This window comes from Methylovorus sp. SPW-M1 (genome assembly GCF_053848825.1).
Window position 1 is genome coordinate 2,074,842 of sequence record NZ_CM132626.1, and the last position, 26,993, is coordinate 2,101,834.

General features: G+C 55.3%; 27 protein-coding genes. 15 read left to right on the plus strand and 12 right to left on the minus strand.

Translation table 11 applies throughout. The features are described from left to right. The first annotated feature begins 194 nt into the window (after positions 1–194). Entirely contained in the window at positions 195–2,435 is a 2,241-nt protein-coding gene (locus ACWWD9_RS09745) for an arginine/lysine/ornithine decarboxylase (RefSeq protein WP_013441716.1), read from the plus strand. Positions 2,436–2,487: 52 nt separating this feature from the next. Here the strand turns inward: ACWWD9_RS09745 and ACWWD9_RS09750 are convergent, their stop codons facing one another. Together ACWWD9_RS09750 and ACWWD9_RS09755 are read right to left on the minus strand one after the other, a co-directional pair. Beyond that, positions 2,488–3,891, minus strand: coding sequence for a tetratricopeptide repeat-containing glycosyltransferase family protein (locus ACWWD9_RS09750; RefSeq protein ID WP_455866920.1), 1,404 nt, complete (start codon positions 3,889–3,891; stop codon positions 2,488–2,490). 32 nt (positions 3,892–3,923) lie between these two features. Then, the gene (locus ACWWD9_RS09755; protein ID WP_013441714.1) at positions 3,924–4,412 is read right to left on the minus strand and encodes a dihydrofolate reductase; all 489 of its coding nucleotides are present in this window, start codon (positions 4,410–4,412) and stop codon (positions 3,924–3,926) included. 204 nt (positions 4,413–4,616) lie between these two features. Here ACWWD9_RS09755 and ACWWD9_RS09760 point away from each other — a divergent pair, with 204 nt between their 5' ends. The 6 genes from ACWWD9_RS09760 to ACWWD9_RS09785 all read left to right on the plus strand — a co-directional run bounded on the left by ACWWD9_RS09760 (position 4,617) and on the right by ACWWD9_RS09785 (position 9,716). Continuing rightward, on the plus strand, positions 4,617–5,999 hold the full coding sequence (locus ACWWD9_RS09760; RefSeq protein WP_455866921.1) for a sensor histidine kinase: 1,383 nt from the start codon (positions 4,617–4,619) through the stop codon (positions 5,997–5,999). Positions 6,000–6,109: 110 nt separating this feature from the next. Continuing rightward, entirely contained in the window at positions 6,110–6,709 is a 600-nt protein-coding gene (locus ACWWD9_RS09765) for a hypothetical protein (RefSeq protein WP_455866922.1), read from the plus strand. Beyond that, the gene (locus tag ACWWD9_RS09770) at positions 6,706–8,100 is read left to right on the plus strand and encodes a sigma 54-interacting transcriptional regulator (RefSeq protein ID WP_013441711.1); all 1,395 of its coding nucleotides are present in this window, start codon (positions 6,706–6,708) and stop codon (positions 8,098–8,100) included. Before ACWWD9_RS09765 ends, ACWWD9_RS09770 begins: the two co-directional genes overlap by 4 nt. Positions 8,101–8,290: 190 nt before the next feature. Further along, positions 8,291–8,809 (plus strand): BON domain-containing protein, encoded by a 519-nt coding sequence (locus ACWWD9_RS09775; protein ID WP_455866923.1) that lies wholly within the window; start codon positions 8,291–8,293, stop codon positions 8,807–8,809. 5 nt (positions 8,810–8,814) lie between these two features. Continuing rightward, positions 8,815–9,246, plus strand: a complete 432-nt coding sequence (locus ACWWD9_RS09780) for a glycine zipper domain-containing protein (RefSeq protein ID WP_455866924.1) — start codon at positions 8,815–8,817, stop codon at positions 9,244–9,246. A 14-nt stretch (positions 9,247–9,260) separates the two neighbouring features. Then, complete coding sequence (locus ACWWD9_RS09785; RefSeq protein ID WP_013441708.1) at positions 9,261–9,716, plus strand: hypothetical protein; 456 nt, start codon at positions 9,261–9,263, stop codon at positions 9,714–9,716. A gap of 330 nt (positions 9,717–10,046) precedes the next feature. On the opposite strand, the gene ACWWD9_RS09790 is transcribed toward ACWWD9_RS09785, so the two are convergent. From ACWWD9_RS09790 to ACWWD9_RS09820, 7 genes are all read right to left on the minus strand, one after another. Next, positions 10,047–10,565, minus strand: a complete 519-nt coding sequence (locus ACWWD9_RS09790; protein ID WP_455866925.1) for a hypothetical protein — start codon at positions 10,563–10,565, stop codon at positions 10,047–10,049. A gap of 42 nt (positions 10,566–10,607) precedes the next feature. Further along, positions 10,608–11,213 (minus strand): energy transducer TonB, encoded by a 606-nt coding sequence (locus tag ACWWD9_RS09795; protein WP_455866926.1) that lies wholly within the window; start codon positions 11,211–11,213, stop codon positions 10,608–10,610. A gap of 550 nt (positions 11,214–11,763) precedes the next feature. Beyond that, positions 11,764–12,291: a PepSY domain-containing protein gene (locus ACWWD9_RS09800; RefSeq protein WP_013441707.1), complete on the minus strand. Its 528-nt coding sequence runs from the start codon at positions 12,289–12,291 to the stop codon at positions 11,764–11,766. A gap of 150 nt (positions 12,292–12,441) precedes the next feature. After that, positions 12,442–13,236, minus strand: coding sequence for a thymidylate synthase (locus tag ACWWD9_RS09805; protein WP_013441706.1), 795 nt, complete (start codon positions 13,234–13,236; stop codon positions 12,442–12,444). A 29-nt stretch (positions 13,237–13,265) separates the two neighbouring features. Beyond that, positions 13,266–14,699 (minus strand): threonine synthase, encoded by a 1,434-nt coding sequence (gene thrC, locus ACWWD9_RS09810; RefSeq protein WP_455866927.1) that lies wholly within the window; start codon positions 14,697–14,699, stop codon positions 13,266–13,268. Beyond that, positions 14,699–16,012 (minus strand): homoserine dehydrogenase, encoded by a 1,314-nt coding sequence (locus ACWWD9_RS09815; RefSeq protein ID WP_015829678.1) that lies wholly within the window; start codon positions 16,010–16,012, stop codon positions 14,699–14,701. Before ACWWD9_RS09815 ends, thrC begins: the two co-directional genes overlap by 1 nt. A gap of 72 nt (positions 16,013–16,084) precedes the next feature. Continuing rightward, positions 16,085–17,326, minus strand: coding sequence for a pyridoxal phosphate-dependent aminotransferase (locus ACWWD9_RS09820; RefSeq protein ID WP_013441703.1), 1,242 nt, complete (start codon positions 17,324–17,326; stop codon positions 16,085–16,087). An 82-nt stretch (positions 17,327–17,408) separates the two neighbouring features. Between ACWWD9_RS09820 and ACWWD9_RS09825 the strand changes: the two genes are divergently transcribed. Next, complete coding sequence (locus ACWWD9_RS09825; RefSeq protein ID WP_455866928.1) at positions 17,409–17,792, plus strand: Mth938-like domain-containing protein; 384 nt, start codon at positions 17,409–17,411, stop codon at positions 17,790–17,792. A gap of 108 nt (positions 17,793–17,900) precedes the next feature. Here the strand turns inward: ACWWD9_RS09825 and fabB are convergent, their stop codons facing one another. After that, positions 17,901–19,121, minus strand: a complete 1,221-nt coding sequence (fabB, locus tag ACWWD9_RS09830) for a beta-ketoacyl-ACP synthase I (RefSeq protein WP_013441701.1) — start codon at positions 19,119–19,121, stop codon at positions 17,901–17,903. A 165-nt stretch (positions 19,122–19,286) separates the two neighbouring features. After that, positions 19,287–19,802 carry a 3-hydroxyacyl-[acyl-carrier-protein] dehydratase FabA gene (fabA, locus tag ACWWD9_RS09835; RefSeq protein WP_013441700.1) on the minus strand — a complete coding sequence of 172 codons (516 nt, stop codon included), beginning with the start codon at positions 19,800–19,802 and terminating at the stop codon, positions 19,287–19,289. Positions 19,803–19,994: 192 nt separating this feature from the next. Between fabA and ACWWD9_RS09840 the strand changes: the two genes are divergently transcribed. From ACWWD9_RS09840 to ACWWD9_RS09865, 6 genes are all read left to right on the plus strand, one after another. Continuing rightward, a complete protein-coding gene (locus ACWWD9_RS09840; RefSeq protein WP_455866929.1) occupies positions 19,995–21,011 on the plus strand; it encodes an AAA family ATPase in 1,017 nt (338 codons plus the stop codon). 102 nt (positions 21,012–21,113) lie between these two features. Beyond that, positions 21,114–21,977, plus strand: coding sequence for a DUF58 domain-containing protein (locus ACWWD9_RS09845; protein ID WP_015829673.1), 864 nt, complete (start codon positions 21,114–21,116; stop codon positions 21,975–21,977). Then, entirely contained in the window at positions 21,977–22,921 is a 945-nt protein-coding gene (locus ACWWD9_RS09850; RefSeq protein ID WP_455866930.1) for a hypothetical protein, read from the plus strand. The genes ACWWD9_RS09845 and ACWWD9_RS09850 overlap by 1 nt, the downstream gene beginning before the upstream one ends. Then, a complete protein-coding gene (locus ACWWD9_RS09855) occupies positions 22,918–23,898 on the plus strand; it encodes a vWA domain-containing protein (RefSeq protein ID WP_041362038.1) in 981 nt (326 codons plus the stop codon). Before ACWWD9_RS09850 ends, ACWWD9_RS09855 begins: the two co-directional genes overlap by 4 nt. Then, the gene (locus ACWWD9_RS09860; protein ID WP_230345499.1) at positions 23,889–24,425 is read left to right on the plus strand and encodes a hypothetical protein; all 537 of its coding nucleotides are present in this window, start codon (positions 23,889–23,891) and stop codon (positions 24,423–24,425) included. Before ACWWD9_RS09855 ends, ACWWD9_RS09860 begins: the two co-directional genes overlap by 10 nt. A gap of 2 nt (positions 24,426–24,427) precedes the next feature. Further along, positions 24,428–25,453: a VWA domain-containing protein gene (locus ACWWD9_RS09865; protein WP_455866931.1), complete on the plus strand. Its 1,026-nt coding sequence runs from the start codon at positions 24,428–24,430 to the stop codon at positions 25,451–25,453. On the opposite strand, the gene ACWWD9_RS09870 is transcribed toward ACWWD9_RS09865, so the two are convergent. Further along, positions 25,417–25,869, minus strand: a complete 453-nt coding sequence (locus ACWWD9_RS09870; RefSeq protein ID WP_455866932.1) for a protein YgfX — start codon at positions 25,867–25,869, stop codon at positions 25,417–25,419. The genes ACWWD9_RS09865 and ACWWD9_RS09870 overlap by 37 nt on opposite strands. Positions 25,870–25,907: 38 nt before the next feature. On the opposite strand from ACWWD9_RS09870, the gene ygfZ reads away from it, so the two are divergent. After that, positions 25,908–26,942: a CAF17-like 4Fe-4S cluster assembly/insertion protein YgfZ gene (ygfZ, locus tag ACWWD9_RS09875; protein WP_455866933.1), complete on the plus strand. Its 1,035-nt coding sequence runs from the start codon at positions 25,908–25,910 to the stop codon at positions 26,940–26,942. The last annotated feature ends 51 nt before the right edge of the window (positions 26,943–26,993 follow it).

Genomic DNA, 26,993 nt, shown 5'->3' on the forward strand with positions numbered 1-26,993 from the left:
ATTTTGCCCCCGGCAGCCCCCAGAAAATGCATGCGCCAATATGACATTTTTATGAACGTTCGGCCGCCAAGCCGCTCCAATCCGCATATTCGATTCCACACGGACAAAGCTTTACTGCTCAAAGGCTTGTCACGTCACGAAAACGTGCTATATTCCGCTCCTTTCGCCATTTCGGGCAGCCTTCGGAGGCCTATATGAAGTTCAGATTTCCTGTCGTCATCATTGATGAAGACTTTCGCTCGGAGAACTCCTCCGGTCTCGGCATACGCGTGCTGGCCAAAGCCATCGAAGAAGAAGGCTTTGAAGTGCTGGGCGTGACCAGTTATGGTGACCTGACCTCCTTTGCACAGCAGCAAAGTCGCGCCTCGGCCTTCATCCTGTCGATTGACGATGAAGAGTTCGTCGAAGAGAAGCCGGAAGCGCTGGATAACCTGCGCAAATTCGTTGACGAAATCCGCTACCGCAATGAGGAAATCCCGATTTTCCTGCATGGTGAAACCCGCACCAGCCGCCATATCCCGAATGAGATCCTGCGCGAACTGAACGGCTTCATCCACATGTTTGAAGATACGCCGGAATTCGTGGCCCGCTACATCGTGCGTGAAGCGCGTACCTATCTGGACAGCCTGCCGCCACCATTCTTCCGCGCGCTGACCCATTACGCAGCCGATGGCTCCTATTCCTGGCACTGCCCCGGCCACTCAGGTGGCGTGGCCTTCCTGAAATCCCCCGTTGGCCAGATGTTCCACCAGTTTTTTGGTGAAAACATGCTGCGCGCCGACGTCTGCAACGCCGTAGACGAACTGGGCCAGCTGCTGGACCATACCGGCCCGGTGGCTGCTTCCGAGCGCAATGCAGCACGCATTTTCAACTGCGACCATTTGTATTTCGTGACCAATGGCACCTCGACCTCGAACAAGATCGTGTGGAATTCCACCGTCGCCCCGGGCGATATCGTGGTAGTGGACCGCAATTGCCACAAGTCGGTGCTGCACTCCATCATCATGACCGGCGCCGTGCCGGTGTTCCTGATGCCAACGCGCAATCACTTCGGCATTATCGGGCCGATTCCCAAAGAAGAATTCGCCTGGGAAAACATCCAGAAGAAGATTGAAGCCAATCCGTTTGCCACCGACAAAAATGCCAAGCCACGGGTACTGACGATTACGCAGTCTACCTACGACGGCGTGCTCTACAACGTGGAAGAAATCAAGGAAATGCTGGATGGCAAGATCGACACCCTGCATTTTGATGAAGCCTGGCTGCCACACGCCACCTTCCATGACTTTTACGGTGACTACCACGCCATTGGCGCTGACCGCCCACGCTGCAAGGACTCCATGGTGTTCTCCACCCAGTCCACGCACAAGCTGCTGGCCGGCCTGAGCCAGGCATCGCAGATTCTGGTGCAGGATGCAGAAGACAACCGCCTGGACCGCGATGTATTCAATGAAGCCTATCTGATGCACACCTCCACCAGCCCGCAATATTCGATTATTGCCAGCTGCGATGTAGCTGCCGCCATGATGGAAGCCCCGGGCGGCAAAGCCCTGGTGGAAGAATCCATCATGGAAGCCCTGGATTTCCGCCGCGCCATGCGCAAGGTGGATGAAGAATGGGGCAGCGACTGGTGGTTCAAAGTCTGGGGCCCGGACGATTTGTCCGAAGAAGGCATTGAAGAACGCGAAGCCTGGATGCTGAAAGCCGGCGAACGCTGGCACGGTTTCGGCAATCTGGCCGAAGGCTTCAACATGCTGGACCCGATCAAGGCCACCATCATCACGCCTGGGCTGGATGTGGATGGCTCGTTCTCGGACGAGTTTGGCATCCCCGCCGCCATCGTCACCAAGTATTTGGCCGAGCACGGCGTTATCGTGGAAAAGACCGGTCTTTATTCGTTCTTCATCATGTTCACCATCGGCATTACCAAGGGCCGTTGGAACACCATGGTCGCCGCCTTGCAGCAGTTCAAGGATGATTACGACAAGAACCAGCCGCTGTGGAAAGTATTACCGGAGTTTGTCGCCAAGCAGCCACGCTATGAGCGCATTGGCCTCAAGGATTTGTGTACACAGATTCACGAAGTGTATCGCGCCAACGATGTGGCACGCCTGACCACCGAAATGTATCTGTCCAACATGATTCCGGCCATGAAGCCGACCGATGCATTTGCGCGCATGGCGCACCGCAAGATTGACCGCGTGCAGATCGACGAACTGGAAGGTCGTATCACTGCCGTGCTGCTGACGCCTTACCCGCCTGGCATTCCATTGCTGATTCCGGGTGAGCAGTTCAATGCGATCATCGTGAATTACCTGCGCTTTGCCCGCGATTTCAATGAGCGCTTCCCTGGCTTTGAAACCGATGTGCACGGCCTGGTAAAACAAGTGGTGGATGGCAAGGCGTATTACTATGTGGATTGCGTGGCGGCCTGATTAATCGCGTGCGCTGGCCCTGAGGGTCGGCGCATTTCACCGCGGGCAAGCGCTATTCGTGCAAGGAGAACATACCACCGACGGCGGTGGCGGCTTGCAAGGTGTGAGCCATGTCATTCATCACGTCAAGCCACATCCCTCGTTCCGTTTGACGGAACAAGCGCATGCTAGGGTACCAGGGGCTGTCGTCGCGCACGGTCATCCAGCGCCAGTCTGTCATGTACGTCGGCAGCATGAGCCAGCAAGGCTTGTCCATCGCACCCGCCAGATGAGCGGCGGCCGTATCCACCGATATCACCAGGTCCAACCCCGAGATCACAGCGGCCATATCTGCAAAGTCCACCATGGCTTCAGGTAAATCGTGCAAGCCCACGGCAGCGGCACCAACCTCACTTGCCGGCTCCTGCTGCAGCCGGATCAGATTAACTCCGGGGATATTTCTTAGCAGCATGAAGCAGCCGGCGCTAGGCAGCGAACGGTCGACATCATTCTCGAATTTAGGATTGCCCTTCCACACCAGCCCCACATTCACGCCCTCGGCAGGCAGCAGGGCCTGCCATTCCTGCTGGTGCTCGGAAGAGACGCTCAAATAGGGAGTTTGTGCCGGGATATTGTCGATGCGGGTCTCCATAAGCCCGGGCAGGCTTAGGAGCGGGCACCAGTAATCACACTGAGCTTGCCCCGCATTGGTCAATATCTCATCAAACATGGGCTGCATGGAAAACAGCCGCTGCAAGGCCAAGGGGCATACGATCTGCAGGCGCACAGACCACTGTTGTTGCAGCATCAATGCATAGCGACAGAATTGGATCGCATCGCCATGGCCACCTTCACAAATGATGAGCAGGGTTTTCCCGCTGAGAGGCTCGCCATTCCAGCGAGGGGCATTCACAATAGAGGCATGTGGCGTAAGAGTTCGCGCTTCCAGGCAGCGCCATCCTTCTTCGAAACGCCCCTGCCGCAGGAGCAGGTAACTAAGGTTGAACCGCGCCTTTCGATAGTCCGGTGCCATGTTCAGCGCATGGCGGTGAGCGCGCTCCGCCTCGTGTTCCCGCTGCAGCGCCGTGTAAAGAATGCCAAGGTTGGTCCACAAGGCAGGTTGTTCAGAATGATGACGCATGGCCTGCTGATAGATGCTCTCCGCCTCATCAAACCTGCTCATGCGTTGCAGCAGCACGCCAAGATTAAGTGCAGCATTGAGCAAGGCAGGCGCCTGCTGGAAGGAGCTGCGATAGGCATTTTCTGCCGCATCCCAATGGCCGCACTGCTCAAGCACGTAACCAAGATTGCAATGGGCTTCCGCATAATCCGGCGCCAGCTGCAGCGCTTGCCGCAGTGCCTTTTCAGCTTCTGCCCATTGTTCAATTCGCATATAGGCCAGCGCCTGCGAGAACCACGCCTCGGGTTCGACCTCAGGCTTTATATCAGTCGATGTCTGGTCGTTTGAATCGATCATAGTGCGAACCCCTGCCTTGATAATGCTGCTTGTTAGGCTGCGTTGCGTCTGTAAGTCAGATAGCGGAATGGCAAGCCTTGTTCACTGACATGGCGCTCCTCTTCGATGAGCTGCCATTGCCCCCTATCCATCTGCGGAAAAAAAGCATCGCCTTCAAAGTGGGCATCAATTTCCGTAATGTAGAGCTGATCCGCTTTGGCAAGACCTTCACGGTAAAGTTCTGCACCACCGATGAGGAACACCTCATCATCGCCTGCCGACTGTGCAAGGGCATCTTCCAGCGAGCTGGACACCAGTGCGCCTTCAACCCGATAGTCCGCATTGCGCGTGACAATGACGGTGGTGCGGCCCGGCAACAGGCGGTTCAGTGACTCATAGGTTTTTCGGCCCATGATGATATGATGGCCCATGGTCAAGGCGCGAAAGCGCTTGAGGTCTTCGGGCAAATGCCAAGGCAGGGTATTATTGACCCCGATAACGCCATCATGCGCGATGGCTACGATAAGAGAGAGTTTGGGCATGGCGGTATTATACTGCCCGGCCCCTGAATCCCGAATGGCAACGGACACGCCGGGTCACATTCGCCCATTCATGAAAAATCGCCGGTCCATATGGCGGCAAGCTCAGGCAAGCCAGGCATGGCCTGAACATTGGAGATTGATTAGTTGCGCATTGCTTATCCTCGATCATTTTTAAAGCTATTGCTGTTTGGTTTTGCACTCACCATGCTCCCATTGCTATTTGCCTTCGGCAATGCGGCGGTTTACCTGGACAGACTCGCCGATAAAAGTCGCACGACCGTAGCGCAATCGGTGCAGGCCACCCGCGCCAGCCGGGCGATTGCGGAACAACTCATGCTGATGGAGCGCAGTGCCCGCCAGTATTTTGTGCTGCATGACGTGCAATTGCTGGTGAACTTCACGCGTGCACACGAGCAGTTTGCCGATGCGATTGATGAGCTGAGCGGCCTCAGCATTACGGCGAGCCAGGCCGAGGCGCTGAAAGCGATCAACCAGCAGGAAGACAAGCTCTACGACACGGTGGTGCAATTGCAGCCCACCCCGGAAACCGCCAAGGCAGCCATTGCCGAATTCCTGGATTTATCGGATCAGGCGCAGAATATCCTGCGTGAAAACAATCGCCTGATCGACCGCGAGTCGGCGATTCTGGCGCGCACGGCCGAGCAAACCCAGGAAATGCTGATCAGCCAGACCATGACGCTTATCCCGGTAGCGCTACTGGTTGCCGCCGTGATCACATTCCTGGTCGCACAACCCATCAAGCGCATGGATGCGGCCATCCGGCGGCTGGGCGAAGGCAAGTACGATGAACCCATCAGCATTGATGGCCCGGGCGACCTGCATAACCTGGGCATACGCCTGGACTGGCTGCGGGCGCAGCTGGATGAGCTCAATCAGCAAAAACAACGCTTCTTGCGCCACGTATCGCACGAGCTGAAAACGCCCCTCACCGCCATCCGCGAAGGCAGCGAACTGCTGAGCGATGAAATCGGTGGCGCCCTGAGTCCGCAGCAGAAAGAGATCGCGAACATCCTGCGCGAAAGCAGTATGCGCCTGCAAAAAATGATAGAAAACCTGCTGAATTATTCCGCCGTGCAATATCAGAAACCGCAGCTGGAATTAAGCGGATTTGACTTCCCCACCCTGCTGGAAAATGTGTTGAATTCGTATGCGCTGACCATGAGCAGCAAGCAGATTACTATTGAGCGGGACTGCGAAACCGTGCACCTCAAGGCTGATGCAGAAAAAGTCGCCACCATCGTCGACAACCTGATTTCCAATGCCATCAAGTACACGCCAAAATCCGGCACCATCCGCTTGCGCACCCGGCAAACTAATGACAGTCTGGTGTTTGAAGTCCATGATGGCGGCCCGGGCGTCATGGCGGCGGACAAGGCAAAACTGTTTGATCCTTTTTACAAAGGGAACGGTGTCTATGAAAGTCTGGTCAGTGGAAGCGGGCTAGGCTTGTCGATTGCCAAAGAATATGTAGATGCGCACGGTGGCGAGATCATGCTGCTGCCATCGGAACATGGCGCCCACTTCCAGGTGCGCCTGCCGTTGCATCCGATCAGTAAAGCCGCCTAGTCCACTCAAGCCTTGCCCTTATTGCCGTCCTTCATGGCATGTCAGCAATATGCCTCACCCCGCGTGGTCAGGCATATCGGCATTAATACGAATTTTTAGGAGAATATTCCATGAAGACTACCGCCCTTTATCCGGGCCTGACCCGAGCAGCATTGCCGCTATTCACCGCGCTGCTGTTAAATGCCTGCGCGCCGGTCTCGACCAAACCACAGGCTCCGGTTACCGAGTCTGCGACCACGCACCACGAACATAGCGCCAAAACCGAGGTCAAATCGGAAACCCCCGTGGTCAACAACAATGCCTTGCTGGAGTACGCGCAGTATTTCACCGACCTGCCCGCCGATACCCAGAAAAAGGAGGTCGCCATCCTGAGCACAAGCAATGGCAAGGAAAAACTGCCACTGCTCACGCGCAGCAAGCTGGCGATTGCTTATGCACTGCCCTCCAGTAAAACGCGTGATTCGCAGAAGGCCCAAATCTTGCTGGATGAATTACTGACAGAGAAAACGCTGTCTGCCGACGAAAAGAATCTGTTTGGCCTGTTGCGCGACTTCGTCGGCGAAAACCTGCGATTGGTAAGCCGCGTGCGCGATGAGCAAAAGCGCGCGGATACGGCCCAGACCGGCATGATGAACCTGCAGAAAAAACTGGATGACCTCAAGGATATTGAAAAAACCATGATAGATCGTGACCAAGGACCCAAGAAATGAGTGTTTTGGCTTTATCGCCCGTCACTGGCCGCAAGATTCTGGCTGTAGACGACGATCCCGACATTCTTAAACTGCTGGAAATGCGGCTGGTGGCCGCTGGCTACCAGGTTGTCACCGCGGCCAATGGCGAAGAAGCGCTGGCGCATATCGGGGTGAGTCGCCCCGCACTGGTGATCAGCGATCTGCGCATGCCGCGCATGGACGGCCTGGCGCTGTTTGACGCCATCCATCAGGCGGACCCCGCCCTGCCCGTCATCCTGCTCACCGCGCACGGCTCGATTCCGGAAGCGGTGGATGCCACCCGGCGTGGCGTGTTTGGCTTTTTGACCAAACCATTTGACAGCAAATCCCTGTTGCAACAGGTGGAAGCGGCATTGCGGCTCACCGCAGGCGCGCATGTCACGGCAGACAGCACGGAAGATCAAAGCTGGCGCGAAGCCATCATCACGCGCAGTCCGCACATGGAAAACCTGCTGAGCCAGGCCAAATTGATGGCCATGTCAGACGCCAGTGTGTTTATTCAAGGCGACAGTGGTACCGGCAAGGAACTGCTGGCGCGTGCCATACATAAAGCCAGTCCACGCAATCGCCGCCCGTTTGTGGCGATCAACTGTGGCGCGATCCCCGAAGCCCTGCTTGAATCCGAGCTGTTTGGTCATACCAAAGGCGCCTTTACCGGCGCCGTCAGGGATAACAAAGGCCTGTTCCAGAGCGCGGAAGGCGGCACGATTTTTCTCGATGAAATCGGCGACATGCCCATGCCCTTGCAGGTCAAGCTGCTACGGGCGTTACAAGAGCGCGTGATACGGCCTGTCGGCTCCAACACCTCGATTGCGGTGGATGTACGGATTATTTCAGCCACGCATAAAAACCTGGCCGAAGAAATGAAAGCCGGGCGCTTCCGTGAGGATTTGTATTACCGCATCAACGTGGTATCGCTGGATATCCCTTCCCTGGCAGGCAGGCGCGAGGACATCCCCCTCTTGGCTAATAACTTCCTCCATGCCTTGAGCACCAAATACGGCAAAAACCTCAATGGCTTTTCACCCGACGCCATGGAGTTGCTGATTGCAGCGCCGTGGCCGGGCAATGTCCGGCAATTGCAAAACATCGTGGAACAGACGGTGGTGTTATCGACCACACCGCTGGTATCCACATCCCTGGTACAAAAGGCCCTGCAGGACGATATCGGCGGCATTGTGCCATTTGAGATTGCGCGCAAAAACTTTGAGCGGGACTACCTGATCAAGCTGCTCAAGGCCACCAATGGCGGCGTCACGCAAGCTGCCAGACTGGCTCAACGTAATCGCACCGAGTTCTACAAGCTGCTGCAACGGCATCAATTGACCCCGGCGTTGTTCAAAGACGACACCAGCGGCCAAGCTGCCTAGTTTTCGCGACACCCATTCCTATTTAAATTCAACGCCTTACAAAACACCCCCTGTGGAACGTCGCCATTCAGCGACGATTCCACCGGGGGTTCAAAATCCTAAATTTCAATTAATCACTTGATTTAAAACAACATTTTCATGTTGGCACGCTACTTGCCATATCTCTTGTGAGCAATGTAAGCAAACCAACATGAAAAACAAGCCATCTACATTTAATCTTAAAACCACTGCCCTGACGCTGAGCCTGGCTCTGTGCGCCTACAGCGCATCCGGGATTGCGGCTAACGTTGATCGTCCACTGGTGCAGCCTTTTGCCAGCGCTTTCAGCAAGCTGGACAGCAATCAGGATCATCGTCTGAACCACGATGAGGCGGTTCAGGATCAAGACCTCGCACAGCATTTCGAAAACGCCGATATCGACCGCAATGGCAGTTTGAGCGAGCAGGAATTTGAGCAGTTCAAGCTAGCTGCCCAGCAAGCCCGCATGGAAGCATTTCTGGACGATACCGAAGTCACCGAAAAGATTCGCGATGAACTGGTGCATGACAGCCACACCAAATCGCTCAACATCAGTGTGGAAACCTATAAAGGTGAAGTGATATTGAGCGGCTTTGTCGATACGGATCAGCAAGCGCATCGCGCTGTGGAAATTGCATCCTCCGTGCAGGGTGTGCAAACGGTTAAAAACAGTTTGGTTGTTAAGGGGTAAATCACATGCTTAAGAACAGGATGAATACGAAAATTACCCACGCCTGCGCAGCCTTGGCGCTGGTTTGTGCCTTCAGCACCTCGGCGCAGGCCGAAGGCTTTATGGAGGTGAATGGACCCTCGATTCTCGGTGGCGCACTGGGCGGCGGTGCCGGCGCCATAGTCGGCTCCTCCATCGGTGGCCGTGATGGCGCGATCATCGGCGGTGCCATTGGTGCGGCCGCAGGTGTGGCTATTGCGTCGCAGACACCACGCTATCAGGCAGAGCCTCGCTATCGCCCCGCCCCACGGGTGTATTACCAACCTGCACCGCGCGTCTACTACCAGCCAGCCCCACGCGGCTACATGGTGTATGAGCGCGACTGGCGCGGTCCACGTCATCACGACCACGGCCATGGTCACGACAGATACTACCGTTATCAAGGTTACGGATACTAAGGGAGGTTATTACCATGAAAAATCCTAATCCACGCAAAACGCATCCACTGGTTCTGGTTGCCGCCGTCGCACTGACAATCTTCAGTCTGCTTGGCAGCGCGGCAATTACCGGTCTGATTCCAGTGCATTCCGAAAAACAGGATGCGGCGCAAAGCCTGACTGATGGCCGTCACCGTGACGCCGCCATTGCCAAGCCCCAGGCCGCTGCTGCGCCGGTTCCCGATCAGCATTCGTCAGCTTGCAGCAGCTGCGGCACGATTATTTCGATACGCACGGTAGAGGGCGAAGCCCTGCAACATCCACTGCAACAACCCGCCCTGCAGGCGCGTGATGGCGAAAAACTGACCGCCTACATCATCCAGGTGCGCATGGCAGATGGCGTGACGCATACCATTACGCAACTTGACCGTCCCCGACTCGCCGTGGGTGAGCAAGTCCGGCTTAGCATAGGGCGCCAGCTTAACGCTTAACGTTTCCCCGTGGCGGGCCTCTAATCCCCGAGGAGGTCCGCCTTTTTTCTTCCCCCGCTGCCTGGAAGCAGGCAATAAAAAACGCCCTCACGGGCGTTTTTTATTTTGCGAAGTCGCACTGTTTTCCGTTAGTTGCACTGAAGGAAGTGGGATTAGCTCTTCGAGTGTACTTCAGGCCGATGGCCCTTTCGCCCTGCCCAAATAATGGGATCATCTCAGCCGACAGAGAACAAGGCGTCCAGGACTTATCTGGGTCTAGATTAGGATCGGGCAGCTTATAGCTAAGAGTGGACTCTTAGTCTTTCATGGTCATTACGAAATTTGACAAAACTACTCCGTTGAATCCTTATCGACTTTACCGTCCAAACTTAATAAATACTTAGAAATTGAACGAGATTTAAATGTGAGAATTATTGCAACAAAAAATTCGATAACGAATGGCGCAATTTTCATAAAATGAAACTGCTCATAATCCAGAGTTGACTGATGTTGGCGTGAAATAAAAAATAGCAGTGGCAAGTAAGTGGCAAGTGCAGGTAAAAGTTTAACTATGAAAAGCCATAAGGCGAATATTATACAAGCCACATGCACAGCGTTCTGAGACTGAATATTTAGAATATCTTCGTGTTTTGTTTTTGGAATAAGCTTATGAGCTACTGCCATTGGAAAATACCACAAAATCAAGGAAGTAACAAAAATAAGCGCCACCAATGGATATTGAAATGGAATGGATTCGCTCCCTGATTGATTGCTTAGAGAGCTAATATAACCATTGATTTCAAATGAAAAAATAAACAACCAAATTGAAAATAGACGAACGGCCAAACCAACGATTTGCTGTGGGGTCATTTTTTCTCTAACTTTAAAAATTAAAAACCTTTTTAATGAAAATTACTGCCATTTCATATTGTCTTTAAGAGTCGTCATAAACATCTGATCACGATTATCATAGCAATCTGCATACGTTTTTTGATAAATTCGAGTATAGCTTTTACTCAATCTCAACAAATCATCGACATTTGCCATTCGCACAGTAAGTAATCCAAGCGTCAACTTATAAAGCCTCATATCTGAGAGTTTAGATTCTGGAAATGTCTGCGTGAACCATTGATAGTCAGCGACGTAATCGGCGCAGGTTTTTATATTCAAGTTTGCTGAAGAGTCTTTATTGAACTCCACGGGAACGACAACGACGAGGTCAGCAGGTTTTCCATCCTTGTCGGAGCCATGCAAAAACTTACTTTGCTCTACTAAGGTAATGGCAGCTTTATCCAAAATTTCCGACCGGGAGCTTTTCTTTATGGTTGGAGTTTCAATCGTATCGTTTGCCAATATCCTCACCTCAACCAAAACCAGGCCTTGATGTCCAGCCTGATATGCTTCGACGGGGTATATAAACGGTGGACTTTCTACCATTTCTGGCTTTTTGATCTCGGCAGCATAAGACTGTGTTGCATTTAATAAGATAAGAAGTAAACAAAAGCTTTTTTTATTCATTATTCGCCTTAGATAATTATTCCCTGGTGTCTAATTTCGCATACATTGAAAAATAGTATCGATTTACAGCTCATTATGGATGAATTAGGTTTTCCTAACTAGTCATATACTGCTCACCAAGCGCAGGCTCAGCTGGTCTACCTGATGGCAGACAGGGGAGTGTTTGCGCGCCAGACCACATACTCAGATCAGTTGCCACTAAGGCATGGAACCGTATGCGCCTTGCTGACCTATATTGTCATGAGATGGGGTCAACGAGGTGGATGCCTACCAGGAAAAAAGGCGGATCGACTCCTGCCAGCTTTGCGGATCAGAACCACATTGGCCTTGAATTCCGCGGAGGCCTCACAAGCAAATATACGCTCAGCGACAAAACCTCTCTACTGGCTCATGCCGAAGTGGCACACCACTTTAATCAGGCCCCAATCCGGGAAATCAAAACCCGAAGAGAGCCTTAAAAAAAGCCCTGTGATAAGACAGGGCTTTTTTCATGTTGTCAGGAGATCAGCCTGAGTAACGGGATGACCTCACGCACAGTCCAGACAGAAGATTACTCTTTGCCGATCTGGTAGATCTCGCTGTGCGATTCCACGATCTTGCCGGAAGTGGCATCAACCTCAACCTTGATTTCCTTGCCATCCTTACCCACGATGTCGAACTCGTAAGTGGCAGCGCCGTCTTCTTCGATTTCGTATTCGACTTCGGTGATTTCACCTGGATGAGCTTCCAATGCCGTCTTGCGTGCATCGGCTTCGCTAACCTTCATCTTGGCTTTGAACAGTGGGTCTTCAGCAGACTTCACTTCTTGCTCGATTTCAGTCACTTTGCCGCTCAGCGCGTTGCACTCAACATCCCAAGCCTTGCCATCAGCGGCTTCAATGTCGAACTCATAAACTGGAACCTTTTTCTCCAGCTTCATTTCCACTTTTACCACGGTACCAGGCTTGGCCTTGGTTGCAGCAACCAGGCACTTTTCCAGGCTAACCTTGGTCTTGGGGATCACCAGATCGGCAGCAACCGCGCTATTGGCAGCAAATGCCAGGGCGATCAGTGCAGCACCAACAGATAATTTTTTCATAGTAACAACTCCATAGTGATTAAAAAAACAAGTCAGCAAAAATTTGCAAGCAAAACCAATGCCGACAAGAGCTTACAGCCAGATTATGGCATTTATTGTAGTTATTGAAATGTGACGCTTGTGCGGGAAAAATGAAGCTTCCCGCCAAGCTTAAACAGCGACAGGTGCCTTGATGGGCGGATATGGATCGTAATTCTGCAAACTGAAATCTTCGTAGCGGAATGCGAAAATATCACGCACGTCTGGGTTGATTTGCATGGTGGGCAAGCTGCGGGGCGTGCGCGACAACTGCTCTTTCACCTGCTCCATATGGTTAAGATAAATGTGCGCATCGCCCAATGTATGCACAAAATCGCCCAGTTTAAGCCCACACACCTGCGCCACCATCATGGTCAGCAAAGCGTAGGAAGCGATGTTGAACGGGACGCCAAGGAAGATATCCGCACTGCGCTGATAGAGCTGGCAGCTGAGCTTGCCATCCGCCACATAAAACTGGAAGAAGGCATGGCAAGGCGGCAGCTTCATCTGGTCAACATCGGCCACGTTCCAGGCCGAGACAATCAGTCGACGCGAATCCGGATTGCGCTTGATGGCGTCCACCACCTGGGTGATCTGATCGATATGGCTGCCATCCGGCTTGGGCCAGTTGCGCCATTGATAACCATACACCGGGCCCAGATTGCCCTCGGCATCGGCCCATTCGTCCCAGATGGTGACGCCGTTTTCCTTGAGATAGGCAATATTGGTACTGCCTTGCAGGAACCACAGCAACTCGTGGATGATGGATTTCAGATGCACCTTTTTGGTGGTGAGCAGCGGAAAACCAGCCGCCAGATCAAACCGCATCTGGTAACCAAATACGGACAGAGTGCCGGTGCCGGTTCTGTCTTCTTTCTTGTGGCCATGCTCAAGCACATGGCGCATCAGATCATGATAGGTTTGCATAAAGTGACGGCTTTCCGCGTAAATCCAGCCTAATCGGCGGTGTGGTCGACAATGAATTGCTTGATGGCCTGCACATCGGCATCCATCACTTCAAAGCGCTGCGGCAGATCTTCCAGGCCTTGCAGGCTGTCCGGGCGTTCCGGCTTGTGGCCCAGGGCTTCCTGAATCGCATCTTCAAACTTGACCGGCAAGGCCGTTTCCAGCACCAGCATGGGGGTGGCAGGGTCGCGCACTTGCAACGCGACTTTCAGACCATCAGCGGTGTGGGTATCAATGGTGACACCATACTTGGCCTGCGTCTCGCGTATCGTCTGCATGCGGGCTGCATGGTTGCTGCTGCCCGAGACAAAGCCGTAATCGGCCACCTGGGCAAACAGGCCGTCTTCATTCAGATCAAAGGCACCGCCCTGATCTACCTTGCTCCACAGGGCACGCACCTTGGCGGCATCGCGCCCGGTCAGATCAAACACAAAACGCTCAAAGTTGGAGGCCTTGCTGATGTCCATGGAAGGACTGGAGGTGTGGTAGGTATTGGCCGAGCCACGCGGACGGTACACGCCAGTCTTGAAGAACTCGTCCAGCACATCGTTTTCATTGGTGGCGACCACCAGCTTATCGATAGGCAAGCCCATCATGCGCGCCACATGGCCGGCACACACGTTGCCAAAATTGCCGGAAGGCACGGCAAAGCTGACTTTTTCCGTGTTGTTGCGGGTCACGGCAAAGTAGCCCTTGAAGTAATACACCACCTGCGCCGCGACGCGTGCCCAGTTGATGGAATTCACCGCGCCTATCTTGTTCCTGGCCTTGAACGCGGCGTCATTGGACACGGCCTTGACGATATCCTGCGCGTCATCAAACACGCCGTTGACGGCGATATTGAAAATGTTCTCATCCTGCAGGCTGAACATCTGGGCGGTCTGGAAGCGGCTCATTTTCTTGTGCGGTGACAACATGAACACCTTGACGCCTTTTTTGCCGCGCATGGCGTATTCAGCCGCGGAGCCGGTGTCGCCGGAGGTGGCACCCAGAATATTGGTGGTCTCGCCTTTTTTCGCCAGCACATATTCAAACAGATTGCCCAGCAACTGCATGGCCATATCCTTGAAGGCCAGGGTCGGGCCGTTGGATAAGGACAGCAGATAGAGATTGTCTTCCAGCTTCAGCGTCGGGGTAATGTCCTCGGCATTTTGCTCAGGCCGCGCATAGGCATACACATCCGCGCGGTAGGTCTTGTCGACAATCGCGCGCAGATCCGCTGGCGGAATATCGTCCGCCAGCAGTGAAAGAATGCTGAATGCCAGATCGCGATAATTCATGCCGCGCAGGCGTGTCAGGTCCGCATCGCTCAGCTGTGGATATTGCTCGGGCAAATACAGGCCGCCGTCCGGCGCCAGACCACCCAGCAGGATTTCGGTAAACGAGAGTGCAGGCGACTGCCCGCGGGTACTGATGTACTTCATTATCGGCCCAGTTCTTCCATACGCAATTTGGTGATCTTGCCGGCAATGGCAGGCAAGGCTTCAATCGCAGCAATCGCGCTATCCATGTTTTTCTCGACGGTCACATGGGTGAGGATGATGATATCGGCCTGATCCTCGCCCTCTTCCGGCTCTTTCTGGATCATGGCATCAATCGAAATATCGCGGTCACCCAGGATGCGGGTCACTTCAGCCAGCACGCCAGGCTTGTCCATGGCACGCAGGCGCAGGTAGTAGGCGCTGCTGATGTCGCTGATAGGCAATACCGGCAGGTCCTGCAGCTGCTCATCCTGGAAAGCGAGATAAGGCACGCGCTGGTCAACGGCTGCATCCATCATGCGCGCCACATCCACCAGATCAGCCACCACGGCACTGGCGGTAGGCTCGGCACCGGCACCGGCGCCGTAATACAAGGTAGGACCCACGGCATCGCCCTTCACCACCACGGCGTTCATGGCGCCATTCACATTAGCGATCAGGCGCTTTTCCGGAATCAGGGTCGGGTGCACGCGCAACTCCACCCCGGCTTCACTGCGTTTGGTAATGCCCAGCAGTTTGATGCGATAACCGAGTTCCTCGGCATATTTGATATCAACCGCATCCAGGCGGGTAATGCCTTCGGTATAGGCTTTATCAAACTGCGGATGCGTACCGAAACCAATGGCAGACAGAATCGCCAGCTTGTGGGCAGCATCAATGCCTTCGACGTCGAAGGTCGGGTCGGCTTCGGCATAGCCCAGGCGCTGCGCTTCTTTCAGCACATCGGCAAAGGTCAGGCCTTTTTCACGCATCTCGGAAAGAATGAAGTTGGTGGTGCCATTAATAATGCCGGCAATCCACTCAATGCGGTTGGCACTCAGGCCCTCACGCAGCGCCTTGATGATGGGAATGCCACCAGCCACCGCCGCCTCAAAGGCCACGATCACGCCCTTGGCGCGCGCGGCCGCAAAAATCTCTTTGCCGTGCAGGGCAATCAGCGCCTTGTTGGCAGTGACCACGTGCTTGCCATTGGCAATCGCCTGCAACACCAGTTCGCGGGCAATGGTATAGCCACCAATCAGTTCCACCACCACATCAATGGCGGGGTCACTCACCACGGCAAACGCGTCATCGGTAACGTCCGCCTTGCCCTGGGTCACTTGACGAGCCAGTTCCAGATTGCGGTCAGCCACCCGGGTAATGCGAATGTCACGGCCGGAACGCCGTGCAATTTCATCATGGTTACGGGTCAGCACGGTGTAAGTGCCGCCGCCCACCGTACCAATACCCAACAAGCCTACATTGATTGATTTCATATTCACGCTGATCTTTTTAAAGTAAACAATGGCAACTACTCGCGGCTATCCCAAGCTGCGGCAGATGGCGCGTTATGCGCTGATTTTGTCTGTGCCGTGCTTCTTGCGGTAGCCTTCGAGGAAGCGGGCAATACGCTTGATCGCTTCGGTCAGGTCATCCACATTGGGCAGGAACACCACGCGGAAATGATCCGGTTTTTTCCAGTTGAACCCACTGCCCTGCACCAGCAGGACTTTTTCTTCCAACAACAGGTCAAGAATGAACTGCTGGTCATCCTTGATCGGGTAAATCTTGGGGTCCAGCCGCGGGAACAGGTACATGGCAGCCGCTGGTTTTTCACAGGTGACGCCAGGAATCGCCGTCAGCAACTCATACGCGAGGTCACGCTGCTTGCAGAGCCGTCCGCCCGGGGCCACCAGATCGTTGATGCTCTGATAGCCGCCCAGCGCGGTCTGGATGGCCAATTGCCCCGGCACATTGGCACAGAGGCGCATGGAGGCCAGCATGTTCAGGCCTTCAATATAATCACCAGCATGCCGTTTTTCACCGGACACCACCAGCCAGCCAGCACGGTAGCCGCAGGTACGGTAATTCTTGGACAAGCCGTTGAAAGTCACAAACAGCACATCATCGGCCAGTGAGGCGATGGAGGTGTGCGTGTTGCCGTCATACAGCACCTTGTCGTAAATCTCGTCTGCAAAAATCACCAGGCCGTGATGGCGGGCGATTTCGATAATGCCTTCCAGCGTTTCACGCGGATAAAGCGCACCAGTCGGGTTGTTCGGGTTGATGATGACAATGCCGCGCGTGTTGGCGGTGATCTTGGACTCAATATCCTTGAGATCAGGCAACCAGCCGGTGTTTTCATCGCACAGGTAGTGGCGGGCAGTACCGCCAGCCAGGGTGACAGCCGCGGTCCACAAGGGATAGTCGGGCATTGGTACCAGTACCTGGTCGCCATTATTAAGCAGTGCCTGCATTGCCATGACGATGAGCTCGGACACGCCATTGCCGATGATGATGTCATCGATGGTGACACCCGCAATATTCTTCTGCTGGGTGTAGTGCATGATGGCTTTGCGGGCGGCAAACAGGCCCTTGGAATCGGTGTAACCGGACGCCTGATCCATATTGTGGATCACGTCCTGCAGAATCTCTTCGGGTGCTTCAAAACCAAACGGCGCAGGGTTGCCGATATTCAGTTTGATGATGCGGTGGCCGTCTTCTTCCATTTCGCGCGCGCGCGCCAATACCGGGCCGCGAATGTCGTAGCACACGTTATTGAGCTTGGAAGACTTGAGTAATGGATCCACGGCGGAAAACCTGACGAAAAAAATGTGTTATCTTACATTGTCATAGCCTTATCAGGCAATTTAAAGCCAGGACTGACAACCAATGAAACTGCATTTAACCCAGGCGGCTGGCAACCAGCTGATTACCGGACATGCGCCCGAGTGGGTAGAGGTGAATGCCCAGCGCTATAACGGCAGCCTGCTGGTGCTCCCCAACCTGCTGGTGACCGATTGGCAGGTAGCCGATTTTGATGCGCTGACGGTAGCGGATTTTGAACGCATCGCCGAGCTGGCACCCGAGGTGGTATTGCTGGGCACTGGCGACAAGCACCGGTTTATCCATCCCCGTCTCACGGCATCACTCACTGCACGCGGCATCCCGGTGGAATGCATGACCACGGCCGCCGCCTGTCGCACTTACAACATCCTCATGGCAGAAGACCGTCACGTCGCCGCTGCCCTGCTGGTCAACCCGGCTGCCAGCTGACTGAACGACTGAATCTTTGTCAGCGCAGCTTGGCTGCGCTTTCATTTTGCTTGGAATTTACCCGGCCGCGCACCCTCCGAACTTCAGAGGCACACAGCCGGGAAGAAGTTACAGACCGCGACGCGAGAAGGTCAGCGTGGCGTTGGTGCCGCCGAAACCAAAGCTGTTGGACAATGCGGTCTGGATATTGGCGTTATCAATACGCTGGCGCACGATGTTCAGGCCTTCGGCAGCCGGGTCCAGCGTTTCAATATTGGCGGAAGCTGCAATGAAATTGTTTTCCATCATCAGCAGCGTGTAGATCGCTTCATTCACACCCGCAGCACCCAGCGCATGACCGGACAATGACTTGGTGGAAGCAATGGCGGTATTGCTATCGCCAAACACGGCGCGGATAGCTTCCAGTTCCTTCAGATCGCCCACGGGTGTGCTGGTACCGTGGGTGTTGATGTAATCCACACCACCTTCCACGCCCTGCAGCGCCAGGCGCATGCAGCGCTCGGCACCTTCACCGCTTGGGGCTACCATGTCGTAGCCATCAGAAGTGGCACCGTAACCAACCACTTCGGCATAAATCTTGGCACCGCGTGCCTTGGCATGCTCATACTCTTCCAGCACCACGATACCGCCGCCGCCAGAGATGACGAAACCATCGCGATTGGCATCATAGGTACGCGATGCCTTTTCAGGCGTGTCGTTGTACTTGCTCGAAAGTGCGCCCATGCCATCGAACATGAAAGACAGCGTCCAGTGCTCTTCCTCGCCACCGCCGGCAAACACGATGTCCTGTTTGCCCAGCTGAATCTGCTCAAGCCCGGCGCCTATGCAATGCGCACTGGTGGCGCAGGCGGAGCTGATGGCGTAATTGATACCCTTGATCTCGGCACCGGTTGCCAGGCAGGCGGAAACACCGCTGGCCATGGCCTTGGTCACCATGTATGGGCCTACGCGACGCACGCCCTTTTCACGCAGGGTATCAATGCCGTTCATGATGCTTTCATGCGAAGCACCGCCCTGGCCCACGATCAGGCCAGTACGGATGTTGGACACCAGTTCCTTGGGCAGGCCAGCATCGGCAATCGCCTCCTGCATGGCCAGCCAGGCATAGGCGTGACCTTTGGCCATGAAGCGCATCAGCTTGCGATCAATTAATTCTTCCACGTTCAGGTTTTTGATTGACCCGGCGACGTGCGAACGCAAGCCCTGGTCAGCATATTCCTGCTGAAAGGTAATACCGGAACGGCCTGCATGCAGGCTGTCCAGCACTTCGGATTTGTTGTTGCCTAGGCTGGAGACGATCCCCATGCCAGTTACTACTACACGACGCATCTCGTGATTCCTCACATTATTGAGTTCAACTTGCCAGATGAACCTTTGAGTCTAGGGTAACCGTGTGACAAAGTCGTTTTTGCGTATGTCATCATGAACATCGCCAACTGCATTGCACCCGATGATACCGTTACCCTGCTTTGCTCTGTTAATTTAAAACCTTGCTTAGAAATTGTCGGTGCGGGTAAACAGGCCCACACGCAGATCTTGCGCATTGTAGATTTCACGCCCATCAATTTCCATATGGGCATCGGCAATCCCCATGACCAGCTTGCGCATGATGACGCGTTTCAGATCAATGCGATAGGTGACAAGTTTGGCGGTAGGCAATACCTGGCCGGTGAATTTCACCTCGCCAGCGCCCAGCGCACGGCCACGGCCCGCGCCACCCATCCAGCCCAGATAGAAGCCCACCAGTTGCCACATGGCATCCAGACCCAGGCAACCAGGCATGACAGGATCACCTTCAAAGTGGCAATTAAAAAACCAGAGATCAGGCTTGATATCCAGTTCGGCCACAATCTGGCCATGACCATATTTGCCGCCATCTTCGGTAATCGACACAATGCGATCGAACATCAGCATGGGGGGCAAGGGAAGTTGCGCATTGCCAGCGCCGAACATTTCGCCCCGGCCACAGGCCAGAAGCTCTTCAAAAGTGAAACTGTTTTGTTTTTGCATGTAATTCTGCTTGTAGGATGCTGATCGGTAAAAAACAGTATTTTCGCCGGAAACGCTTCGAAACGAAAGCCCTTTGAAAATAAACTATATTTTGCAAGGGGTATACCGATCGGTTTACACCCACCGGGAATCTGGCTAAGATGCCGTAACATTTTTTTACATTCACCCTTATCTACCATCAGGATCAAGTCAATGAGTGACCGTCTTTTAGCTGACTGGCAAGCACATGCGTTAAACCTGGAATCCGAAATCAATAAAGTCGTCGTCGGCCAGGAATCGCCGGTGCGGCTGATTACCACCGCCATTTTTGCGCGTGGGCACGTATTGCTTGAAGGCGATGTTGGCGTGGGCAAAACCACCCTGCTGCGCGCCTTTACCCGCGGCATCGGCGGCGGCTACCAGCGTATTGAAGGCACGATAGACCTGATGCCCAACGATCTGGTGTACCACACCTATCTGGGCGAAGATGGGCGCCCGCACGTGAGCCCTGGCCCATTGCTATCCGAAGGTGAAAACCTGGCCGTGTTCTTCTTCAACGAAATCAATCGTGCCCGCCCGCAAGTGCACTCGCTGCTGCTGCGCGTCATGGCCGAGCGCACCCTGTCCGCCTTCAACAAGGAACACCAGTTCCCGCACATGCTGGTATTCGCTGACCGCAACCAGGTGGAAAAAGAAGAAACCTTTGAAATCCCGTCCGCCGCCCGCGATCGCTTCATGATGGAAATTCCTATCGTGGTCCCTAGCGATGCCGATGTCATGGAATCGCTGATGTTCGATACGCGCTTCCATAATGTGGATGCGCTGGTCGAACGCGTTCCCGCAGGTATTCTGCAGTTTGATCAATTGAATGAATTTGCGGCCCTGGTGCAGGACAAGGTGCAAGCCAGCGCTGCCCTGCGCCGCTATGCCCTCAATCTGTGGCTGGCCACCAAGACACCGGGGCAATACGGCATACAGATCAGTGGCGTCGACATCAACCGCCTGGTCATCGCTGGCGCCAGCCCGCGCGGCATGGCCATGATGCTGCGCGCTGCGCGCGTCAATGCATGGCTCAATGGGCGCGATGCCGTATTGCCGGAAGACATACACGCCGTGTTCCACGAAACCGTGGCGCACCGCCTGGTATTCAGCCCGGTTTATGAAATGCGCCGTACCGAAATTGCGCGTGAATTGCTGTCCGGCATTATCAATGCCATCAGCGTTCCTTGATTTGACAGGTGCTGAAACCTCGCATGGCCCTGACCTTCATGCTGAACACCGGCGAAACGCCAGGAATTAAGGCCGTTGATTTTACGGAATAGTTGACCGCACATGACCCACGCACTTGCCAAGGAATTCACTTACCAGATCGGCTGGCGCTCCCGCGGCCGCCACGCTGGCCGCCACGCCAGCGTACAGCGCGGGCTGGGCATGGACTTCGTCGGCCATGCACCGCTGATTTCCTATCCCGACCCGCGTCGTATCGACTTGCGGCTGACGCTGCGCGACCCTGCCGAACAGGTGTTTGTGCGCATTTTCAACCAGCGCAGTGCCACCCCCATTTACGTGGTGTGTGATCTGTCAGGCTCCATGGGCTTCAGCGGCGAACACCACAAGCTGCAAATTGCCGCGGAGATTACCGCCTCGGCGGCGTATTCAGCCTCGCGCGTCAACGACCCATTCACCTTTATCGGCTTTGATCAGCAGGTGCGCGAGGACTGGATGTCACACCCCAGCACCCGCCTGCAAGGTGCATATCAGATGGCCGAACGCCTGCGCGATTACCAGCCGCCGCAAGTCGGGGGCGATGGTCTGGCGCAGGTGGTGCCCTACCTCTCCCGCGAGCGGGCGCTGATTTTCCTGGTATCCGACTTTCACATGCCATTGCCAGTGCTGGAAGAAGCCCTGGTCGGCATGCAACGCCATCACGTGGTGCCCATGGTGCTGTGGGATGCGGCGGAGTATCGCAAGCTGCCGGAGTTTGGCGTAACGCACATTACCGATAGTGAAACCGGCGAGCGCCGCACGGTGTTTTTGCGCGGCGACATGCATGCCCGCATACAGGCGGCCTTTGCTGAGCGCCGCGCCGCCCTTAGCGCGCTATTCATGCGTTACGACCTGCCCCCATTTTTCATGGAAGACGGCTTCAAGCCCGACGCCTTAACCGAGTATTTTTACCAGTTTGTGGCTGCTTAATGATGATCAACTCCCGGATACTCTCCCTGATATTGGTAGTGCTCAGCGTGCATGGCATCCCCGCCGCGCTCGCTGACAACAAACCCAACCCGCAAGTGCTGGTCACTGAGATCAACCCGGCGCGGGATGTCGGCTACCATGTGGGCGATATCCTGCATCGCACCATCATCCTGAAAGCGCCCGCCAGCTACAAGTTGCTGGACACTTCACTGCCGCTCAAGGGCACGGAGAAAAAATACCGCGGACAGAATCAGGGCGTGGAAGTGCGCTCGGTGGATATCAGCGAAAAACAGCAAGGTGCCTTCAATATTTACACGCTCAAGCTGCAATACCAGGTATTTACCAACAATGTGGTGGTGAAGCCCAGCCAACTGCCGGCGGAATACGTCAAGTTTGGTGGCGAAGGCCGTGTATTTCAGGTGCGGATTCCTTACTGGAGCTTCCGCATTTCCCCGCTGGCGGTATATGGCTCGGTCAAGATCGAAAACGACATGAGCCAGTTGCGCGGCCCCTTGCTACTGGATGACAGCCAGCAAAAACTGGCGCTGTGGGTTGCGCTAGTCACGCTGGCACTCTCACTGCTGGGGCTGCTTTATATTCTGGGCAACCGCCGCTGGCTGCCGCGCATGGGGGGTGAATTCGCGCGCGCTTATCGCGACATCAAGAAAATCCGCAAACAGAAGCTGGGCCTGCAAACCGGCATGACGCGCATGCACCATGCCCTGAACCAGAGTAGCGGCGGCAGCGTATTCAGCGCCGATGACATCATTGCCCGCAAACCAGGCTTTGCCAGCATGCGCGATGAGCTGAACCAGTTCTTCCGCCTGTCGCGTAGCGTATTTTTTGATGCCACGGCCAAGCACCAGGTGCAGGGTGACCCCGAACAATGGCTGCAACAATTTTGCCGCCACTGCCGCGATTGCGAACGAGGGCTGAACAAGTGAATTTCGTCACACCCTGGGTCCTGCTTTTGTTACCGCTGGCGCTGGTGCCACTGCTGCTGGATCGTCAGCACAGCAAGAGTTACTCATGGATGCAGCTGATCCCGCGCGATGGCTTGTCCGACCTGCTGGGGCTCTTGCTCAAGATACTGGCTGCGCTGGCGCTGATGTTCATTATCCTGGGCGTTGCCGGACCGGCTACGCCCTCGCAACCCATTGAGCGCACCGGCATTGGCGCGCAGCTGGTACTGATCATAGACCGCAGTGCCAGTATGGATGACCCCTTTTCTGGCGCGATTGCCAGCGGACGTGCCGGTGAATCCAAAGCCGCCGCCGCCGAACGCCTGATTACCCGCTTCGTCAATGAGCGCAAGAACGATATGTTTGGCATGGTGACCTTCAGCAACTCCGCCATGCATGTGTTGCCGCTAACCGAGAGCAAGGAAGCGATTCTGGCGGCCATCCGCGCGGCTGGCGGCTCGGCGCTGTTCCAGACCAATATCGGCAGCGGCCTGACAACCGGCCTAGCCCAGTTCGACAAGACGCCGGACTCGGGTTCCCGCGCCATTATCCTGCTGTCAGATGGCGGTGGTCGCATAGGCGCAGCCACGCAGGAGAAAATCCGCGACTGGCTGGACCGCATGCACGTGACGCTGTACTGGATCGTGCTGCGCCAGCCGGGCTCCATCAGTATTTTTGATGAGACCTACAAAACCCCGGATGACCGGCCACCACCACCGGCGATTGAGCTCAACGATTACTTCAAGACCCTGCGCTCGGGCTACCAGCCCTATGAAGCGGAAGATCCGCAATCGCTGGCAGCGGCGATTCAGGACATCAATCGCAAAGAGAAAAAGCCGATCAAGTACATTGAAGAGATTCCTGGCAAGGATTACGCGCCGTGGTGCTACAGCATCGCCGCCGTTCTGATTGCCTTGCTGCTTGCCGTTAAATTCATTGAGGTCCGAACATGGCATTAAGTGCTAAAAAATGGACGCTGATCCTCGGCGTCATTGCCATCGCCAGCGCCGCTGTTGCTGCCGGCGAAGCCTACCGCATCCAGCAGATCAAGGCGTTCAACGCTGCCATCAGCAAGGGTGATCCCCCGCAAACTGACAAGCAGTCTTACGAAGCCAAGTTTGCCGTGGCCTACTGGCAGGCCAAAAATGGCAGGCTGCAGGAAGCCACGCTCTTGTTCAGCCAGCTCAATGACCAGGGCACGGATACGCAACGCTCGGCGGTGCAATTCAACATGGGCAATATCTTCTTTCTGCGCGGACTTGCCATCAATGGCACCAACATGACGGTGCGCGACCAGACCGAGTATCTGCTGACCCAGGCAAAAACCGCCTACCAGCAATCCCTGCGGCTGGATAACCACTTCTGGGATGCCCGCCACAATCTGGATCGCGTGCTGACCATGCTGCCCGCCCACCCTACCCCGGGCGTGGGCGATTCTGATTCGCCCGGCCTGATCATGGGCAATATACCGGTCGGGCTGCCTTGATCATGTGGCGCACTGAGCTGCTTAAACGCTTTGGGCATTACCTGTGGCATCGCCGCGATGCCGCCATGCTGGCAACAGCGTTTGTGCTGGTGCTGGCAGCGGCATTCAAACCCACCGTGCCCATCCCCCGCAATATATACAGCTATGTGTTTGTGGTGGATATCAGCCAGAGCATGAACGTGAAGGGCATGTACTGGCATGGCAAGGAAGTCTCGCGCCTGGATTACACCAAGAGCATGCTGCACGACATTATCGGACGCTTGCCCTGCGGCAGCCGGGTCAGCATCTCGCTGTTTGCGGGGGTCAGTGTGGCCGCGCTTTACACGCCGATTGAGGTCTGTGCCAACTACTCGGCGATTCAGGACACCATCGACCATATGGAGTGGCGCATGGCCTGGTCTGGCAACAGCCGCCTGCGCGACAGCACCGAGTCATTGAGCCGCTTGTTGCGTGCCATGCCGGAAGCCTCCCAAGTGGTGTTTTTTACCGATGGTGAAGAAGCACCCAAGCTGCATGCCTTCAACACGCGCGACCTGAGCACCTTTCAGGGCGGTGGCTGGCTGATGGTGGGCATAGGCAGCATGGACCCGCACCCCATTCCCAAGATGGATGAGTCCAACAAGGTCATTGGCTACTGGTCAGCAGAAAATTTCACCATGCAGCCCGGTATCGCCCAGATTTCGCAGCAGAACTTTGGCAATCGCGACGACAACGTGGCGCCTTCAGAAAACGACCGTTACGCATCCCGGCTGGATGAGGAATACCTGATGCAACTGTCGAAAGAAATCCACGCGACCTATGTGCGTGGCGATAGCCTGCAAGCGGTACGTAGCGCCATGAGCGAACTCAAGCCTTCCCGCCGTGATTTTTCGCCCATGCAGATCGACTGGATACTCGCTACCCTGGCGGGCATCGCCATCATCGGCGCTTATACCCCGCAACGGCTGGTGCATCTGCTCAAGCGCCTGCGGGCAGCCAGAGCCGAACGTCGTCAGCGCGCGGCAGGTTCAGCCGACGTACGTTCATAAGCCCATCGCAACTGCACGCGCAAGCGGCGCAAGGATTCAGCATCCGCGCTGTCGGCCAGCAACACGAGGGCCTGCGGCCAACGCTGGTCCGCACTGCGAAATCGAATCACCGTAAGCGCGCTGGTCACCATGGAGTCCGGCAATATGGTGATCGTCATGGCCTCCCCCTGCTGACGCCAGGCTTGCCAGCCACTTTCAGTTGACCAGCGCAAGCCCACCCAAGCCTGCGGAACAGAACGCCAGGCATGGCGTCGCAGATGCCATACGCTGGCCACCACGATAGCGACGCCGCCCGCCAGCTTCACCCACCAGATCACAGGAACAACCAGCAACATAAGCACTGCGCCGACACTCGCCACCATGAGGATGGCCGCGAGCCGGGGCGATGGACGAAGGTCGACTTGCAGGGGCTTCACGCTATAATGTCCCATTCGATTATTGATGGCTTACTATCATGACGCAATGGCAAGAATTCTTACAGTCCCGCGGCGCCTCCATTGTCGATGGTCGCCTCCTTGATTTCGGCGCCCCCGCCAAAGAGCTGGCCGCCGCCCGGCACGATCATGTCATGGCTGATCTTTCCCATCTGGGTTTGCTGCAGGTAGATGGCGAAGATGCCATTACCTTCCTGCAGGGCCAGCTGACCAATGACATCAACCTGCTGAACGGCAGCAACAGCCACTATGCAGGCTATTGCACCGCCAAAGGCCGCCTGCTGGCCCTGTTTCTCGCCTTTGCCCATCAGGGCCATATCCACCTGCAACTGAATGGCAGCCTGCTGGAACCCATACTCAAACGTCTGAAAATGTACGTGCTGCGTTCCAAGGTGGTGATTCAGGATGTGTCAGCCAACATCGTGCGCATCGGCGTAGCAGGCAGCAATAGCGAGGCGATTCTGGGGGCCATGTTTGAGTTTGTACCTGCAGAAATCCACGGTATCAGCACGCAGGAAAATGCCACACTGATCCGTTTGCCTGGCGCGCTGCCGCGCTTTGAGATTTTCACCGCGCAGGAAAACGCGCAAGAACTCTGGCAAGAACTGGAACAGCACTTTGACCCGGTCGGCCAGACCGGCTGGGACTGGCTGGAAATCGAAGCCGGTGTTCCCGAGATATTCCCCGCCACGCAGGAAGCCTTTGTGCCGCAGATGGTGAATCTGGATGCGCTAGGCGGCATCAACTTCAAGAAAGGCTGCTACACCGGCCAGGAAATCGTCGCCCGCACCCATTATCTGGGCAAGGTAAAGCGCCGGTCGCTGATTGGCAGCCTGACAGCGACTGACCAGATACCCGCGCCAGGCGATGAAGTATTTGCAGGCGAAGGCGAGGCCGTAGGCCAGATAGTTCGCAGCAGCGGTATTGCCGGAGCCGAGGGCCGGGTGCTGGTGGAACTGCGCCAGGAAGCCAGCGAGGGCAAAACCGTAAGCTGGCATCAGCAAGCGATCACCTGGTTACCCATGCCCTACCCTTTTCCCCCAGACAGAAAATAAACCAACAAAAAAGCCCGCTAAATGCGGGCTTTTTTATGCGAGACGACGCAG

Excerpts from the sequence above, each read along its gene's own strand:
- ACWWD9_RS09745 (WP_013441716.1), top strand. The coding sequence starts at position 195 with ATGAAGTTCAGATTTCCTGTCGTCATCATTGATGAAGACTTTCGCTCG.
- ACWWD9_RS09750 (WP_455866920.1), bottom strand. The coding sequence starts at position 3,891 with ATGATCGATTCAAACGACCAGACATCGACTGATATAAAGCCTGAGGTC.
- ACWWD9_RS09755 (WP_013441714.1), bottom strand. The coding sequence starts at position 4,412 with ATGCCCAAACTCTCTCTTATCGTAGCCATCGCGCATGATGGCGTTATC.
- ACWWD9_RS09760 (WP_455866921.1), top strand. The coding sequence starts at position 4,617 with ATGCTCCCATTGCTATTTGCCTTCGGCAATGCGGCGGTTTACCTGGAC.
- ACWWD9_RS09765 (WP_455866922.1), top strand. The coding sequence starts at position 6,110 with ATGAAGACTACCGCCCTTTATCCGGGCCTGACCCGAGCAGCATTGCCG.
- ACWWD9_RS09770 (WP_013441711.1), top strand. The coding sequence starts at position 6,706 with ATGAGTGTTTTGGCTTTATCGCCCGTCACTGGCCGCAAGATTCTGGCT.
- ACWWD9_RS09775 (WP_455866923.1), top strand. The coding sequence starts at position 8,291 with ATGAAAAACAAGCCATCTACATTTAATCTTAAAACCACTGCCCTGACG.
- ACWWD9_RS09780 (WP_455866924.1), top strand. The coding sequence starts at position 8,815 with ATGCTTAAGAACAGGATGAATACGAAAATTACCCACGCCTGCGCAGCC.
- ACWWD9_RS09785 (WP_013441708.1), top strand. The coding sequence starts at position 9,261 with ATGAAAAATCCTAATCCACGCAAAACGCATCCACTGGTTCTGGTTGCC.
- ACWWD9_RS09790 (WP_455866925.1), bottom strand. The coding sequence starts at position 10,565 with ATGACCCCACAGCAAATCGTTGGTTTGGCCGTTCGTCTATTTTCAATT.
- ACWWD9_RS09795 (WP_455866926.1), bottom strand. The coding sequence starts at position 11,213 with ATGAATAAAAAAAGCTTTTGTTTACTTCTTATCTTATTAAATGCAACA.
- ACWWD9_RS09800 (WP_013441707.1), bottom strand. The coding sequence starts at position 12,291 with ATGAAAAAATTATCTGTTGGTGCTGCACTGATCGCCCTGGCATTTGCT.
- ACWWD9_RS09805 (WP_013441706.1), bottom strand. The coding sequence starts at position 13,236 with ATGCAAACCTATCATGATCTGATGCGCCATGTGCTTGAGCATGGCCAC.
- thrC (WP_455866927.1), bottom strand. The coding sequence starts at position 14,699 with ATGAAGTACATCAGTACCCGCGGGCAGTCGCCTGCACTCTCGTTTACC.
- ACWWD9_RS09815 (WP_015829678.1), bottom strand. The coding sequence starts at position 16,012 with ATGAAATCAATCAATGTAGGCTTGTTGGGTATTGGTACGGTGGGCGGC.
- ACWWD9_RS09825 (WP_455866928.1), top strand. The coding sequence starts at position 17,409 with ATGAAACTGCATTTAACCCAGGCGGCTGGCAACCAGCTGATTACCGGA.
- fabB (WP_013441701.1), bottom strand. The coding sequence starts at position 19,121 with ATGCGTCGTGTAGTAGTAACTGGCATGGGGATCGTCTCCAGCCTAGGC.
- fabA (WP_013441700.1), bottom strand. The coding sequence starts at position 19,802 with ATGCAAAAACAAAACAGTTTCACTTTTGAAGAGCTTCTGGCCTGTGGC.
- ACWWD9_RS09840 (WP_455866929.1), top strand. The coding sequence starts at position 19,995 with ATGAGTGACCGTCTTTTAGCTGACTGGCAAGCACATGCGTTAAACCTG.
- ACWWD9_RS09845 (WP_015829673.1), top strand. The coding sequence starts at position 21,114 with ATGACCCACGCACTTGCCAAGGAATTCACTTACCAGATCGGCTGGCGC.
- ACWWD9_RS09850 (WP_455866930.1), top strand. The coding sequence starts at position 21,977 with ATGATGATCAACTCCCGGATACTCTCCCTGATATTGGTAGTGCTCAGC.
- ACWWD9_RS09860 (WP_230345499.1), top strand. The coding sequence starts at position 23,889 with ATGGCATTAAGTGCTAAAAAATGGACGCTGATCCTCGGCGTCATTGCC.
- ACWWD9_RS09865 (WP_455866931.1), top strand. The coding sequence starts at position 24,428 with ATGTGGCGCACTGAGCTGCTTAAACGCTTTGGGCATTACCTGTGGCAT.
- ygfZ (WP_455866933.1), top strand. The coding sequence starts at position 25,908 with ATGACGCAATGGCAAGAATTCTTACAGTCCCGCGGCGCCTCCATTGTC.